The sequence below is a fragment of the Paenibacillus sp. GYB006 genome, from assembly GCF_036577645.1.
Taxonomy (GTDB): Bacteria; Bacillota; Bacilli; order Paenibacillales; family Paenibacillaceae; genus Paenibacillus.
Map to the genome: position 1 here is coordinate 1 of NZ_JARBDA010000002.1, position 14,100 is coordinate 14,100.

The 14,100-nt window shown below is 42.8% G+C and carries 17 protein-coding genes; 16 read left to right on the plus strand and 1 reads right to left on the minus strand.

Going from position 1 to position 14,100, the window contains the following annotated elements:
* The first annotated feature begins 227 nt into the window (after positions 1–227).
* The 6 genes from PV403_RS05455 (at position 228) to PV403_RS05480 (ending at position 4,626) form a co-directional block, all read left to right on the plus strand.
* On the plus strand, positions 228–665 hold the full coding sequence (locus PV403_RS05455) for a DUF2487 family protein (RefSeq protein WP_332083808.1): 438 nt from the start codon (positions 228–230) through the stop codon (positions 663–665).
* A 190-nt stretch (positions 666–855) separates the two neighbouring features.
* Entirely contained in the window at positions 856–1,398 is a 543-nt protein-coding gene (locus tag PV403_RS05460; RefSeq protein WP_332083809.1) for a ubiquinol-cytochrome c reductase iron-sulfur subunit, read from the plus strand.
* A 14-nt stretch (positions 1,399–1,412) separates the two neighbouring features.
* Positions 1,413–2,084 carry a menaquinol-cytochrome c reductase cytochrome b subunit gene (gene qcrB / locus PV403_RS05465; protein WP_191799267.1) on the plus strand — a complete coding sequence of 224 codons (672 nt, stop codon included), beginning with the start codon at positions 1,413–1,415 and terminating at the stop codon, positions 2,082–2,084.
* A gap of 19 nt (positions 2,085–2,103) precedes the next feature.
* Entirely contained in the window at positions 2,104–2,976 is an 873-nt protein-coding gene (locus PV403_RS05470; protein ID WP_213529550.1) for a menaquinol-cytochrome c reductase cytochrome b/c subunit, read from the plus strand.
* Between the two features lie 105 nt (positions 2,977–3,081).
* The gene (locus tag PV403_RS05475) at positions 3,082–3,735 is read left to right on the plus strand and encodes a DUF1405 domain-containing protein (protein ID WP_213529548.1); all 654 of its coding nucleotides are present in this window, start codon (positions 3,082–3,084) and stop codon (positions 3,733–3,735) included.
* A gap of 48 nt (positions 3,736–3,783) precedes the next feature.
* Positions 3,784–4,626: a sporulation protein YpjB gene (locus tag PV403_RS05480; RefSeq protein ID WP_213529546.1), complete on the plus strand. Its 843-nt coding sequence runs from the start codon at positions 3,784–3,786 to the stop codon at positions 4,624–4,626.
* Between the two features lie 40 nt (positions 4,627–4,666).
* Here PV403_RS05480 and PV403_RS05485 read toward each other — a convergent pair whose 3' ends face one another.
* Entirely contained in the window at positions 4,667–5,536 is an 870-nt protein-coding gene (locus PV403_RS05485) for a YitT family protein (RefSeq protein ID WP_374705765.1), read from the minus strand.
* A gap of 159 nt (positions 5,537–5,695) precedes the next feature.
* Between PV403_RS05485 and PV403_RS05490 the strand changes: the two genes are divergently transcribed.
* The 10 genes from PV403_RS05490 (at position 5,696) to panD (ending at position 14,032) form a co-directional block, all read left to right on the plus strand.
* Positions 5,696–6,025 (plus strand): nucleotide pyrophosphohydrolase, encoded by a 330-nt coding sequence (locus tag PV403_RS05490; RefSeq protein ID WP_213529544.1) that lies wholly within the window; start codon positions 5,696–5,698, stop codon positions 6,023–6,025.
* Between the two features lie 52 nt (positions 6,026–6,077).
* The gene (locus PV403_RS05495) at positions 6,078–6,614 is read left to right on the plus strand and encodes a tetratricopeptide repeat protein (protein WP_213529542.1); all 537 of its coding nucleotides are present in this window, start codon (positions 6,078–6,080) and stop codon (positions 6,612–6,614) included.
* Positions 6,615–6,635: 21 nt separating this feature from the next.
* Positions 6,636–7,439 carry a 4-hydroxy-tetrahydrodipicolinate reductase gene (gene dapB / locus PV403_RS05500; protein WP_213529540.1) on the plus strand — a complete coding sequence of 268 codons (804 nt, stop codon included), beginning with the start codon at positions 6,636–6,638 and terminating at the stop codon, positions 7,437–7,439.
* A 44-nt stretch (positions 7,440–7,483) separates the two neighbouring features.
* Positions 7,484–7,918 carry a methylglyoxal synthase gene (gene mgsA, locus PV403_RS05505; protein ID WP_213529538.1) on the plus strand — a complete coding sequence of 145 codons (435 nt, stop codon included), beginning with the start codon at positions 7,484–7,486 and terminating at the stop codon, positions 7,916–7,918.
* Between the two features lie 44 nt (positions 7,919–7,962).
* Complete coding sequence (bshA, locus tag PV403_RS05510) at positions 7,963–9,120, plus strand: N-acetyl-alpha-D-glucosaminyl L-malate synthase BshA (protein WP_213529537.1); 1,158 nt, start codon at positions 7,963–7,965, stop codon at positions 9,118–9,120.
* Between the two features lie 43 nt (positions 9,121–9,163).
* Positions 9,164–10,486: a CCA tRNA nucleotidyltransferase gene (locus PV403_RS05515; RefSeq protein WP_332083810.1), complete on the plus strand. Its 1,323-nt coding sequence runs from the start codon at positions 9,164–9,166 to the stop codon at positions 10,484–10,486.
* The gene (locus PV403_RS05520; protein ID WP_213529533.1) at positions 10,476–11,450 is read left to right on the plus strand and encodes a biotin--[acetyl-CoA-carboxylase] ligase; all 975 of its coding nucleotides are present in this window, start codon (positions 10,476–10,478) and stop codon (positions 11,448–11,450) included. The genes PV403_RS05515 and PV403_RS05520 overlap by 11 nt, the downstream gene beginning before the upstream one ends.
* A 435-nt stretch (positions 11,451–11,885) precedes the next feature.
* Positions 11,886–12,758, plus strand: coding sequence for a 3-methyl-2-oxobutanoate hydroxymethyltransferase (gene panB / locus PV403_RS05525; protein ID WP_213529531.1), 873 nt, complete (start codon positions 11,886–11,888; stop codon positions 12,756–12,758).
* Between the two features lies 1 nt (position 12,759).
* Positions 12,760–13,656 (plus strand): pantoate--beta-alanine ligase, encoded by an 897-nt coding sequence (gene panC / locus PV403_RS05530; RefSeq protein WP_213529529.1) that lies wholly within the window; start codon positions 12,760–12,762, stop codon positions 13,654–13,656.
* Complete coding sequence (panD, locus tag PV403_RS05535) at positions 13,649–14,032, plus strand: aspartate 1-decarboxylase (protein WP_160033195.1); 384 nt, start codon at positions 13,649–13,651, stop codon at positions 14,030–14,032. Before panC ends, panD begins: the two co-directional genes overlap by 8 nt.
* Positions 14,033–14,100 lie beyond the last annotated feature (68 nt).

Below are 14,100 nucleotides of genomic sequence, written 5' to 3' on the forward strand. Positions count from 1 at the left end.
TAAAGCAGAGAAGTAAGTCAATATAAAAGAAATAGATCACTTCCTATTCAAAAACTAAACAGGAAGTGATCTATTTTGTTTTGAGAAACAATTACTAATTTAAAAGCGCAACTTTTTCAGTGGCCTCCTGAAAAATGAGAAGGGTTTTTTGTGAATCTATAGAAAGTCTTTCCAGTAATGAATTCGAACCTTATAATAGAAGTAATACATAAAGAGGAGGCAGGGTCTTGAAATTCAGCGAGATTACATCAGAAGATTGGGTAGAATTGCAGCCTTACCTAGATACATGTCTCATACCCTACACCGCACTTACGGGACAGGAATCCCCCTGCGAAACGGTAATTGCGCTTGAAAGGCTAAGAGATTTTCTGAATTATGTTGAAATCCCTTTCAACGGACGAGTAGTCACCTATCCTGCGGTTCATTATAGCCAAGCTTCGCAATTACAACATTTGAATGAGCTGTGCTCACATCTAAAAGCAAGCGGTTTCAAATATGTCATTGTGATGACCGCTGACGAAGCGTTGGTTCAAGCTGAACTTCCTGACGCAGATCTAGTCTTGTCTTTATCTGCATTTTCCCCTGGGAAGGAAGAAAGGGAACACGATAATGTATACGAATTAAAAAAGGATATCCAAAGTCAAATCTATCAAATGTGGATTTAATCCATTTCATAGGGATATGTGACAAATTACCAACATTTTCATTGTGACGCTTCCATTCCCTGTTTGAAAAGTTGTGACAAATTCTTGACGGTCCTTGTAGGCTACTATATGATAATGTATGTCATAGTAATTTGTGGAATATTTTAAGAGAAGAATGAAATATTTGGATGAAAAAGGGGGTCGGAAGAGGATGAGCAATCACAATGATAGTGAGCATAATGTGCCTAAGCCACCCAAGCGGAAAGAGATGTCACGCAGACAGTTTCTGACGTACACTTTGGGCGGAGCTACCGCATATATGGCTGCAGGTGTCGTATTGCCTATGGTTCGATTTGGTGTGGATCCAATATTGCAAAAGAAAGATGATGGCGCATTTGTGAAGGCAGTGGAAGTGAGTAAAGTGACTTCGGAGCCTCTGGAAGTCCATTTTGAACTGAAACAGCAAGATGGTTGGTACACTAACAATTCTTCACTAATTGCATGGATTCGCAAAGGGGAAGACGGCACCATCTATGCATTGTCACCGATATGTAAGCATCTTGGATGTTTGGTTGGTTACAATAACAATCCTGAATTTCAAAATCAATATTTCTGTCCTTGCCATGGTGCACATTATACACAAGAGGGGAAACAGTTAGCTGTAGCTTCCAAGCCGCTTGATGAGTACACCGTCAAGGAGGAAGATGGATGGATATACCTTGGGGAGATTATTCCGAATCAGAGAGTCCAATAGGAAGGCGTGAGTAGATGTTTAAAAATATTTACAACTGGGTCGACGAACGTCTGGATATCACTCCTATTTGGCGTGACGTTGCTGACCATGAAGTTCCTGAACACGTAAATCCAGCCCATCACTTTTCAGCGTTTGTATATTGCTTTGGCGGACTTACGTTCTTCATCACGGTTATACAGATTCTATCAGGAATGTTTCTAACGATGTATTACGTACCCGACATTATTAATGCGTATGCTAGTGTAGAGTTTTTGCAAACCCAAGTTGCTTTTGGTCAGATTGTACGGGGAATGCACCACTGGGGAGCCAGCTTGGTCATAGTGATGATGTTTTTACATACGATGCGGGTGTTTTTCACAGGATCCTATAAGGCCCCACGTGAGATGAACTGGGTGGTAGGAATGTTAATCTTTTTCGTTATGCTTGGACTTGGATTAACAGGTTATCTGCTGCCTTGGGATAACAAAGCTTACTTTGCGACCAAAGTAACACTCGAGATCGCGAATACGGTTCCTTATTTGGGACCTATTATCAAAGAACTTTTACAAGGCGGTACGATTGTTGGAGCTGAGACATTAACGAGATTCTTTGCCCTTCACGTGTTCTTCCTTCCTGCTGTTCTGCTTATTTTACTTGTAGGCCATTTTATTATGATCCGCCGACAAGGTATCTCCGGACCACTATAATAGAAGGGGGGAAACGCCTATGGCACACGGGAAAAAATCAGACGAAAAAGTTGTTTTTGTTGGAGATTCCAGGGTACGTAAGGGTATGGGATTTGTTACACCGCCTGACTACACTTCATATCCGGGAAAATCAGAGGCTTTTATACCAAACTTCCTTTTAAAAGAATGGATGGTAGGGGTCGTTGTTCTTGTTGGCTTTCTGGTACTTACGATTTCGGAACCAGCACCGCTTGGATATCCTGCTGATCCTGGTGCATCGGTAATACCGATGCCTGACTGGTACTTTTTATTCTTATATCAATATCTGAAGTATCCTTATGCTTCTGGTGATTATGTTGTACTTGGTACACTCGGTGTTTCAGGTGTAGCATTTGGAGCTTTACTTCTTGCACCTTTTCTAGATACGGGGAAAGAACGCCGTTTCTATAAGAGGCCGATTGCATCAACGCTTATGCTGTTATCCATTGCTTCGGTCTTCTATCTGACCAATGTAGCATGGACTCATTACCAACATGAGCTTGAAAAGTCCGGTCAAGTTCCAGAACATATCGCACGTGAGGAAGAAGCGCTTGAGAAACATAATGCAGGGCTTCCTACTTCAATGGCACCTACTACAGAAGAAGTAGCCATTGTAGATCCAGATGGAGCAGGTGCTGAGATTTACAAAAAAGCGACCTGTATAACCTGCCATGCTGCGGATATGAAAGGGCAAGGGGGTCCTTCACTTCGGGGGATCGGCGATGCTCACAGCAAAGAAGAACTTCTCGGTATCATTCATGACGGTATTGGTGGAATGGGACCTCAATATGATGCCAACATCGCAAAAGGTTTAACAGACAAAGATATTGACACTCTTGCAGACTGGCTTGCTTCCCAGAAAACGGCAGAGTAATATTAGAATACGGGTTACCGAAAAAGGGCCTGACTGCTTCTATGAGCAGTCAGGCCCTTTTTAGAGAGAACTCAATCACAATCATTCTATTAAAGTGAATATCACATGATAAAGGAGGATGTACGGCACGTGTTATCCCTATCTTTTTTTTGGAGCCGTTCTGTGCTGATGAACCGCGGTTTCTTATGGCTCTTATTTTGGTGTAATTTGCTAGGTACAGTATATGGATACATATGGTATGATGATCAGCTTCTTTTCACACTTCAAAATTATCCGGCAGCTCTCCTTGTTTTTGTACCGGATAGCCCTACCGCTAGTTTATTTTTTACGCTATCCCTATTATTTCTGTTATATCCGCCATCCGGGCGTTCACTTAAGAATGCAGGGTATGTGATTCAAGGGTTAGCTGTCGTTACATCGATCAAATATGGAGTGTGGGCAGTGAGCATGATTGTAGCAGGATGGTCCTTCGGAGGAGATATGATCTGGCAGGATTTTATGCTAATCGCTTCTCACTTAGCGATGGCAGTAGAGGCACTTCTCTATGTTCGGTTCTTTGGATTTAGAATGGTTAGTCTGATTGTAGCAGGAGGGTGGACCCTCTTAAATGATGTCATGGATTACACATTTGGGATTTATCCGTATCTTCCTTATGAGCTTCATAATTACGTGAGTGAAGTACGAACCTTTACCTTCACACTGACGATTCTTAGTTTTATAGCAGGCTGGATCGCCTTGAAAAAGGCGAAACGGTTATAGTTCTAGGTGGACATCTCTCTTCATACGATACAGTAGGAGGGGATGTCCTTGTTTTTTCGAAAAAAACGTTCTTCCTTATTAATGGTTGGTCTACTATGTTGTACACTACTGAGTCAGACTTTCTTGCTGAACACCGCATATGCGGAAATTTCGGATCAAGCGAGTCCAAGCCTTGTAAACAATGCTGAACAACTCAATCAGATCGCAACCTCCTTATATCGGAATGCGCTCGACTATAATCTTTCTGCGGTACGTGAAGATGTAGAGGATTTAACGAGGCAAGTAGAGCGGTTCTCGTTCGATGGGTTAACTACAGTAGAAGGGATGCATGCCCTCACGGAGACGATTGTGGAAGTGAAGGAAGCTACAGCCAGTGTGCAGGCAGCGTCGGAATCTTTACAGCATGCGTCTGCGAAACTGAGACTTGCGGTGGATAGTTTGGCTCATCCGGATAAACCGCTGTGGCTTCAATACTACAAGATTTTGAAAGAAGACTTATCATCTATTGAACAAAAAGTAATGAATGAACCAGGAACAGATATAACTGCAAATTATATGGAACTGGAAAGTCATTATGAAACGATTCGTCCTGCAGCCATCATTCGAAGACAACCTTATGAAATTGAAAGATTTGATTCCTGGATGTCTTATCTAAAGGGACTGACAATGAGTAATGGAGCGAAAGGACAAGACATTCTAGGTACCCTAAAGCAGGGGGATGAATTTGCCAATGCTTTGTTTGGCAGGGAGAAGGATGCGACCGCTTTTGTTCCATTTGCTGCAGGGCCTGAACCTTGGGCAGCCAATTTATTCCTTGGTTCTGCGATTGTGGCGGTGCTTGCGTACGTCGGTTACCGTAAGTACAGGGGGAATCACCAATCCTATTTTTAGCCAGGTAAAATAAAAAGGGAAAATAGTCCGGATTTCCGGGCTATTTTTCTCCTTCTTTGAAGCCTTCCCCATGAACATCATGCACCTCATTAATAATGAAAAATGCTTTCGGATCAATGGATCTTACAATCTGATGGAGTTCTCTAATCTCTTGTCTAGAAACAACAGAGTACACAACATGTTTTGCTTTTTTTGAGTAGGCTCCAATCGCTGGAATCAGCGTAACTCCGCGTTCCATCTGTTTGGTTATTTTATCCGCAATTTCAGGGCCGTAATCACTAATGATCGTAAACGCTTTTGCAGCGTATGCTCCTTCTTGAATGAAATCAATAACCTTGGATCCGATAAATACGGCAATGAGCGTATACAGAATTTTTTCAATAGGTATGTAAATAAGGGAAGACCCAATAATAACAATATCAATGGCGAGCATAACTCGTCCAATACTGAGCCCCGTTTTCTTCGACAGAATTCTTGCGATGATATCAGAACCTCCGGTTGTCCCCCCTGCACGAAACACAATCCCTAAACCAAGACCAATGGTAACACCGGCATAAAGTGCAGCAAGCAATAGATCATGTTCCGTCTGCAAAGGAATGATATATCCTGCATCAATTAATCGTTCGAATAAACCGAGGAAAATGGTAAGAGCGACGATTCCGACACCGGTATAAATGATTTGTCTTCCGCCAAAAACTTTCCATCCCAGCAGAAACAGCGGGATATTAATAATGAGAGTAGAAATGGAAGGAGAAATACCAAAAGCATAATTTAGAAGCACGGTAATACCCGTGACTCCGCCTTCCATCAATTGATTCGGAATAATAAAATACAGGAGACCGAACGCAAAAATGGCGGTACCCAGGAGGATTGGTACAATGATCTTAAGTTGTGCTGTAATCTTATTCATTTGAATGAATCCCTCACTAGTATTAGATTTGCCTGGATGCTCAAATGTAGTATGCCTTTTTGATGGGAAGTTTAAAAAATGATTTGTTTTCACTTTCTCAATACGTTAACATATGGATGAAGTGAGTTGTAAACATTGGTTAGTAAGGAGTATGCTCACATGGAAAAAACTTTATCAGAAATGCAAAAAGAAGTGGACGATTATATCTCCCAATTCAAAGAAGGTTATTTCAGCCCGCTGACGATGCTCGCTCGAATGACGGAAGAAGTCGGAGAACTTGCTCGTGAAGTCAATCATGAGTATGGAGAAAAACCTAAAAAAGCAACGGAAGCGGATAATTCCATTGAACTGGAGCTTGGCGACATCTTGTTTATTACCATTTGTTTTGCCAATTCGCTCGGAATTGATCTAACCGAAGCTCATGATAAAGTGATGCACAAATTTAATACGCGAGATAAGGATCGCTGGACGAAAAAGGACACCGATTAGGCCATTCTTACATATGCTGTACTGACCGACGATACGGGAGGTGCAAGCTAACGTGAATGCTGACGACTACATTCAAGAAGCGTATAAAGCCATTTTTCATAATGACTTTGAACGGGCTGTCTACTGGTTTGAAACTGCAATAGCAGAGGAACCAAATAATCCAGAAATTCATTATCGCTGCTCGATTACGTATGCTCGTAATGGAAAGCTTGATCAGGCTTTTGTTCATGCGAACAAAGCAGCTGAGATGGCACCAGGGCATATTGAATATCTCATCCACATCAACCGTCTCCAGTCCAAAAAGCTGACTGCCCTGTCTCGTGTTCTCATTGAGTCGGGAAATGCAGATCCGAAGAAGAATTACGATAAGGCGCTGGAACAATTGAAACAGGCGATTACGCTGGATCCGCTCTATACAGAAGCGTATGTATGGCTCGCAGTTGCTTATGCCGAGATGAATGAATATATACTGGCTATTGCTGTATTAAAGGAAGCAATCGCGATGGAACCGCAAAATGAACAATTAACAGATCTGTTGCACGATTTTAATAAACGGATGAGAATATATTTCCAGAAACCATCAACCTAGTTAATCTAAGGAGTGTTCGTTTTGGCTGATAAAATTAAAGTTATTGTTGTAGGTGCAGGGGGGCGCATGGGGCGCGAGGTTGTTAAACTAGTGCTTCAGGATGAGGAATTAGAACTTGTTGCTGCAGTTAACCGTTCCGAAGCAGGTACGGATGCCGGCAAACTGGTAGGACTTGAACCTTGCGGGATTATCGTTATGGATCAGCTTGAAAAAGCTCTGAGTCAGACCGATGCTGATGTCATGGTTGATTTCACAACGCCTCAGTATGCTTATGAGCATACCTCCCTGGCTATTTCTCATGGGGTAAGACCTGTAATGGGGACAACTGGTTTTACGACCGAACAGATTACGGAACTGGACAAGCAATGTGAAAAACAAGGGATTGGCGGCTTAATCGCACCGAATTTTTCAATCGGAGCTATTCTGATGATGAAATTTGCTGCACAAGCTGCGAAGTATTTGCCAAACCTCGAAATTATTGAATATCACGGAGATCAAAAACTCGATGCACCATCGGGAACGGCTGTAAAAACAGCTGAGATGATTGCAGAGAATCGCAAAGAAATACGCCAAGGAAATCCAAAAGAAGAAGAAACAATAGAAGGATCACGCGGCGGGTACTACAATGGTTTCCGTATTCATAGTGTTAGACTTCCGGGCGTGTTTGCGCAGCAAGAAGTTATTTTTGGTGACTTCGGACAAACGCTGAAGATTAGACACGACTCCTATGAGCGTGCCGGTTATATGCCAGGTGTTAAGATCGGGATTCAAAAAGTAATGGAGTATACGGGAATGGTCTATGGATTCGATCATTTTATAGACTAGTTGTTTGAAAAGCCTCAATTTATAGACATAGGGAGAGAACAGATATGTTAAAAATCGCTTTTATTGCACATGACCGTAAAAAAGATGAAATGGTTAACTTTGTAACAGCATATGAACACGTATTTGTTGGACACCAGCTTTATTCAACGGGGACAACCGGACAGCGTATCATGGCAGGTACAAATTTGGAAATTCATCGCTTTATGTCAGGCCCGCTTGGCGGTGACCAGCAGATTGGTGCACTTGTTGCTCAGAATGAGATGGATTTAATTATATTCCTGCGGGATCCATTAATGGCACAGCCGCATGAACCGGATATCAATGCATTACTTCGTCTATGTGATGTTCAAGGGATTCCGCTTGCCACCAATGTAGCTACGGCTGAAATTTTGGTGAAGGCGCTGGATCGCGGAGATTTCGCATGGCGTCAGCTTGTACATAAATACAAACCAGGTACCGATGGTACAGATTCCGAATAATACGGAAATAATTTCACTATTCTTAAGTAAAAGGAGGCCCTTCTTTGAGTCAAGCGGGTAAACACTTAAAAATCGGGATTACCTGTTATCCGTCTCTAGGCGGTTCGGGTGTCGTAGCAACTGAGCTTGGAAAAAGGCTCGCCGAAAGAGGGCATGAGGTTCATTTTATTGCGAACAGTATACCTTTTCGACTTGGACAATTCCATAAAAACGTATTTTATCATGAGGTGGAAGTGAACGATTATTACGTCTTTCGCTATCCTCCTTATGACTTGTCTTTAGCTACAAAAATGGCTCAAGTAGCCAAAGCACAGCAGCTCGATCTGCTGCATGTGCATTATGCGGTACCTCATGCGGTATGCGCCTACTTGGCTAAACAAATGGTACCGAATGATTTGAAAGTAGTGACAACTTTGCATGGAACCGATATTACGGTACTTGCACAGGATGAATCGCTCAAAGACTTGATTCAGCTGGCTATTAATAAGAGCGATGCGGTAACAGCCGTCTCAAACGATTTAATTCGCGAGACACATGAACTGCTCGATATTACGCGAGATATTGATCTTACGTATAATTTTGTGGATGAGAGAGTGTATTATCCAAGAGAAGTCTCATCCCTGCGAAGAGATTATGTAAGTGATCAAGAGAAAGTGCTCATGCATATTTCTAACTTCCGTCCAGTGAAGCGAACCCTGGATGTCATTGATGTGTTTGCAAGAGTTCAGCGAGAGCTTCCTGCGAAGCTTATACTCGTTGGTGAAGGACCAGACTTACCTAAAATTCAATGTAAAATCCAGGAGCTCGGTCTATCTGAAAAAGTTCTCTTTCTCGGAAAGCAAGATGACGTAGCACAGGTGATTTCGATGGCTGATCTACTGTTACTTCCATCCGAAAAAGAAAGCTTTGGTCTTGTTGCTCTTGAAGCAATGGCTTGCGGTGTACCAACGATCGGATCTACGGCGGGCGGAATTCCAGAACTCGTATTACACGGACAAACAGGGATGTTATCCCCGATTGGAGATACGGAGCAAATGGCAAAAGATGCTGTCCGCTTGCTAACGGATGGTGAACTTATGAACAAATTCAAAAAGGCTTGTCTTGAAAGAGCGAGCGTTAACTTTAATATTGATAAAATAACGGAACAGTATGAACGAATTTATGATCGGGTACTAACACAAAAACCGGCATCAATTTTATAAAAAGTCCCTGTGTGGATGAGGTTCGGTAAAGGAGTAAGTGGGAATGAAGAACTGGGATTATACGCTTCCAGCAATGGCTGCTGGTGGAGAACAAGTGCTGCAAAAACTAAACGACCATGGTTACGATGCCTTTTTTGTTGGTGGATGTGTGCGGGACGAGCTAATGCATAGAACGGTTACGGACATGGACATAACGACTTCGGCAACGCCTGAACAGGTTATTACTCTTTTTCCGGACTCCATTCCTACCGGGCTTCAGCATGGGACAGTTACGGTGCGAAGTAACGGACATCATTATGAAGTAACGACTTTTCGTACTGAGAGCGGGTATGAAGATTTTCGACGCCCGACCGAAGTCCATTTTGTGGATCGAGTAGAAGATGATTTAAAAAGAAGAGACTTTACGATGAATGCGATCGCCCGTAATGTACACGGCGATTTGCTTGATCCTTTTCACGGTCAAGAGGATATTAAGCAAGGTATTGTGAAGTGTGTCGGGACCCCAGAAGAAAGATTTGAAGAAGACGCCCTTCGCATCATGAGAGGCGTTCGTTTTGCTTCGGTTTTCAATTTCGGACTGGAGACAGATACCTGGTCGGGAATGATTCGTCAGCGTGATAAACTCGCTTACATAGCAATGGAACGAGTTCGTACGGAGATGGATAAAATGATGGCAGGTCCTTTTCCTTCTAAAGGTGTGCAGCTTCTTATGGACAGCTGCATCTTAGAATATGTGAAGGCGCCGGTAAGTTTCACCCTATTAGACCGTAATCTTACTGGATATTTGGATAAACTTCCGCAGCAAGCAGTTTATCGCTATGAAATGTTGCTGTTGTTACTTCAGATGGGTTCATCTGAGGCTAGTACCTTACTTCGTGAATGGACATTTTCAGGCGAATCACGTGATCGAATAACAAATATGTTAGCCTTTCATGAGCATATTATGAGTTTATTTGAGAAGCTCGCCTTAAACACGGAGCAGTTGGAGAAAAAAGAACTTTTGAGTTTGCTGCGAGCAGACTGGATACCTCTTGTCCTCCGGTTTGGAAGAGAAGCGGCTCAAGACTGGATTTTGATCAATAGGGAAATAGCGGTAGAAGCGGATATTTTTTCTCCTGCGTATAGTAATCTTTGTCCCTTGCTGCTTCTGAAAGCGGAAGATTGGACTGCTGAAATGAATGTATATCATGTAAAAGATCTGGCACTTGGAGGGGCTGACTTGATGAGAGTCACAGGGCGCAAGGGCGGGCCTTGGCTCGGTTTAACCATGAAGAGACTTTTACATGTTGTAGCACTTGGACAGATCCCTAATGACCATGATTCTCTAATAGATGCAGCGAAGAAGGTGATTGAAGATGAAGTTTAAATTGTTGCTCGATTTATTTGATGAAAAGTCGAATAGCTTTGTTTCCGGGGAAGAAATCAGTAACCGATTATCCATCAGCAGAGCAGCGGTATGGAAGCAAATTAACCAATTGCGTGAGCTCGGTTACGAATTCGAAGCGGTGTCCCGTAAAGGATATCGTTTATTGTACAAACCAGATAAGTATGAGCATAAGGATCTTATGCAAAATATAAACACAGCCGTTTTTGGAAGCAGGTTTCATCTTCTGGAATCGACTTCCTCTACGCAGATCGAAGCAATCAAGCTTGCAGAAGAAGGAGCCGAAGCAGGGACTCTGGTGATTTCGGATATGCAGACGAGTGGGCGAGGGCGTCTTGGACGCAACTGGTTCTCTCCTGCTGGAAAAGGCATCTGGATGAGTCTTGTTTTACGCCCGGAACTGCCGGTTAGATTTATGCCTCAGTTAACTTTGTTAACAGGTGTAGCGGTATGCAGTGCGATCCGAAAAGTTACAGGAGTGGAAGCGGGGCTCAAATGGCCAAATGATATTTTGATCAGCGGCCGTAAAGTGTGCGGTATTCTTCTCGAAGCAGCTACCGAAGATAACAAAGTAAGGTATTGTATTGCAGGGATAGGCATCGATGTTAATTTGTCTGAACAAGATTATCCAGAAGAACTGCGAAGTATTGCTACTTCTTTGAGAATGGAATCTGGAACTTCTGTGTCTCGGTCGAAACTGATCGGTGAAGTGATGAATGAACTCGAAGCGAGATATTTGCAGTATGAGAAGGAAGGATTTGCTCCGATCTTGAAAGAGTGGGAAGCCTTGTCGGCCTCTTTAGGGAAACAAGTGCGCTCGGTAACGCTCAACCAGGTAATTGAAGGAACGGCTATCGGTTTATCCGACAGTGGAGGTCTTATAGTTTTGACGGAAGAAGGAAAGAATTCTACTATTTTTTCCGGTGAAGTGGAGATAATACAATAAGGGCAGCCGTCCGAGTAAACAGATGTAAAAATCGGATGACTTCTTCATTAATCTAATGATGGTTCATCCTGTATGCTTTAGATTAATTATTCCGGGGCATAGACATTTGGTCTTTTTTTGGTATACTTTCTTCTTGAGGCGGTATTAAATTATTGCAATTTGAACTGCACTCAATAAGTTAGTCTGCTTTAAAAATTATTATTTTATAGGTTTGTTGGATTCTGCTCTGAGCCGAAGAGGACCGAGACAGAAGGGACGATCGTTAAGTGACTCTTTTTTGACTTTTGGGACCTTTTTAGTGACAACTAAAAGGTTTTTTTGTGTGTTCATCATCTAAACCTCCAGGGCCCAGCTGATGAGAATCCGTAGGAATTTCACATTTTTCAACATCTCAGACTTACGGTCAATATCAGAACAGAAGGGAGCCACATCCAAATGGCTGCAGTAAAAAAACCACTTAATATTGTTAAAATGAAAAAAATGAAAGAAAATAAAGAACCGATCACAATGGTGACTGCTTACGACTATCCTTCCGCGTTACTTGCTGAGGAAGCGGGAGTAGATATGATTCTTGTAGGAGATTCACTTGGTAACGTTGTGCTTGGATATAACTCCACAATTCCTGTAACACTCGATGATATGGTTTACCACAGCCGCTCTGTTGCACGCGGAGCTGAGCATACATTTATTGTTGCCGATATGCCTTTTATGACGTATCACGGCAGCATTGACGAAAGCTTGCGCGGTGTTCGCAGATTAATGCAGGAAGGGCATGCCCATGCCGTAAAACTAGAGGGTGGAGCTGAGATTGCGGATACCGTTCGTACCATTGTTTCCGCAGGTGTTCCTGTTCTCGGACACATTGGACTCACGCCTCAGTCTGTGAATCAAATTGGTGGATTCCGGGTACAAGGAAAAGACGCACAAGATGCAAAACGATTGCTTGAAGACGCTAAGGCTCTAGAAAAAGCGGGTGCGTTTGCAGTAGTACTTGAGCTGGTAACCGAAGAAGTAGCGGAAGCAATCTCTCGTGAGCTTAGCATCCCAACCATTGGTATTGGTGCAGGTCGAGGGTGCGATGGGCAAGTTCTTGTGTTCCATGATATTGTTCAGTATGCTTCTCCTTATATTCCGAAACGATTTGTTAAAACGTACAGTGATGTAGGGTCCATTATTCGTGAGAGTATTGCAAACTATGTGAAAGAAGTAAAAGAGAAATCTTTCCCAGCACAGGAACATGTATTTACTGCAGAAGACGGTGTCGTTGAGTCGCTATACGGAAATCGTAAAGCAAAGGTGGATAATTAAGATGATTACCGTTCGTAGTATTCAGGAACTAAGATCTCAAATTGCAGGGATGAAAAAGCAGATTTCTAAACCGGAAGTAACGGTTGGATTTGTGCCTACAATGGGTTTCCTGCATGAAGGTCATGCCAGTTTGATGAAACAAGCAAGAAACAAAACCGATATTGTTGTGCTCAGTATTTTTGTGAATCCGATCCAGTTTGGTCCGAATGAGGATTTCGAAAGTTACCCGCGTGATGAGAAGAGAGATCTTGCGGTAGCTGAAAAAGAAGGAGTAGATATTGTATTTATTCCTTCGGTTGAAGAAATGTATCCAGAGCCTACAAAGACGACGATTCAAGTCGCTGGCCTGACAGAAGGCCTATGCGGTGCTTCTCGTCCAGGTCACTTTGACGGGGTAACTACGGTTGTCGCCAAACTTTTCAATATAGTTCAGCCTGATTTCGCATTTTTTGGTATGAAAGATGCACAACAAGTTGCAGTGCTGTCGCAAATGGTTGCGGATTTGAATATGCCTGTAACCATTGTTCCTTGCCCAATCATGAGAGAGGACGATGGGCTGGCTTTAAGCTCTCGTAACGTCTATTTAAGCAGTGAGGAGCGTTCGCAGGCACTCTGCTTGTCACGTTCACTTGCTCTTGCTGAGAAAGCAAGTAAAGAACGTGCTGATATTACCATTGGTGAGCTTCGCAGCCTGGTTATTGCAGAAATCGAAAAATCACCAATTGCGGTAATTGATTATGTGGAAATTTTGACGTTTCCCGGTTTACAACCACTAGGTGAGGAACACAAGCTTACCGATCTAGAAGATGTAATTGTGGCATTAGCCGTTAAATTCGGCAAAACTCGTCTGATCGATAATCATCGTTTACAGAAAGTGAAGGTGGTCTCGCATGTTTAGAACTTTAATGAAATCAAAAATACATCGTGCAACTGTAACAGAAGCAAATTTGAATTATGTAGGAAGTATTACCATTGATCGCGATCTAATGGAAGCAGCGGATATTTTTGAGAACGAGAAAGTACAGATTGTGAATAACAATAATGGAGCCAGACTAGAGACTTATGTCATCCCTGGACCACGCGGTTCTGGAACGATCTGTCTCAATGGCGCAGCAGCTCGTCTCGTTCAGCCGGGAGATACGGTTATTATTATCTCTTATGCGATGATGGATGCAGCGGAGATGGCAAGTCATAAGCCAACCGTCGTGTTTGTTAATGATGCGAATAAACCGGTTCAAACCGTTCAACAGGAAGTTCACGCCACGATCATGTAATCCATGGGAATAAGGAATGAAAACTGCCCATTACGCAGAAAATGTGATTAGGTTACTGCACTAATCCA

Excerpts from the sequence above, each read along its gene's own strand:
- PV403_RS05460 (WP_332083809.1), top strand. The coding sequence starts at position 856 with ATGAGCAATCACAATGATAGTGAGCATAATGTGCCTAAGCCACCCAAG.
- qcrB (WP_191799267.1), top strand. The coding sequence starts at position 1,413 with ATGTTTAAAAATATTTACAACTGGGTCGACGAACGTCTGGATATCACT.
- PV403_RS05470 (WP_213529550.1), top strand. The coding sequence starts at position 2,104 with ATGGCACACGGGAAAAAATCAGACGAAAAAGTTGTTTTTGTTGGAGAT.
- PV403_RS05475 (WP_213529548.1), top strand. The coding sequence starts at position 3,082 with ATGATAAAGGAGGATGTACGGCACGTGTTATCCCTATCTTTTTTTTGG.
- PV403_RS05485 (WP_374705765.1), bottom strand. The coding sequence starts at position 5,536 with ATGAATAAGATTACAGCACAACTTAAGATCATTGTACCAATCCTCCTG.
- PV403_RS05490 (WP_213529544.1), top strand. The coding sequence starts at position 5,696 with ATGGAAAAAACTTTATCAGAAATGCAAAAAGAAGTGGACGATTATATC.
- mgsA (WP_213529538.1), top strand. The coding sequence starts at position 7,484 with ATGTTAAAAATCGCTTTTATTGCACATGACCGTAAAAAAGATGAAATG.
- PV403_RS05515 (WP_332083810.1), top strand. The coding sequence starts at position 9,164 with ATGAAGAACTGGGATTATACGCTTCCAGCAATGGCTGCTGGTGGAGAA.
- PV403_RS05520 (WP_213529533.1), top strand. The coding sequence starts at position 10,476 with ATGAAGTTTAAATTGTTGCTCGATTTATTTGATGAAAAGTCGAATAGC.
- panB (WP_213529531.1), top strand. The coding sequence starts at position 11,886 with ATGGCTGCAGTAAAAAAACCACTTAATATTGTTAAAATGAAAAAAATG.
- panC (WP_213529529.1), top strand. The coding sequence starts at position 12,760 with ATGATTACCGTTCGTAGTATTCAGGAACTAAGATCTCAAATTGCAGGG.
- panD (WP_160033195.1), top strand. The coding sequence starts at position 13,649 with ATGTTTAGAACTTTAATGAAATCAAAAATACATCGTGCAACTGTAACA.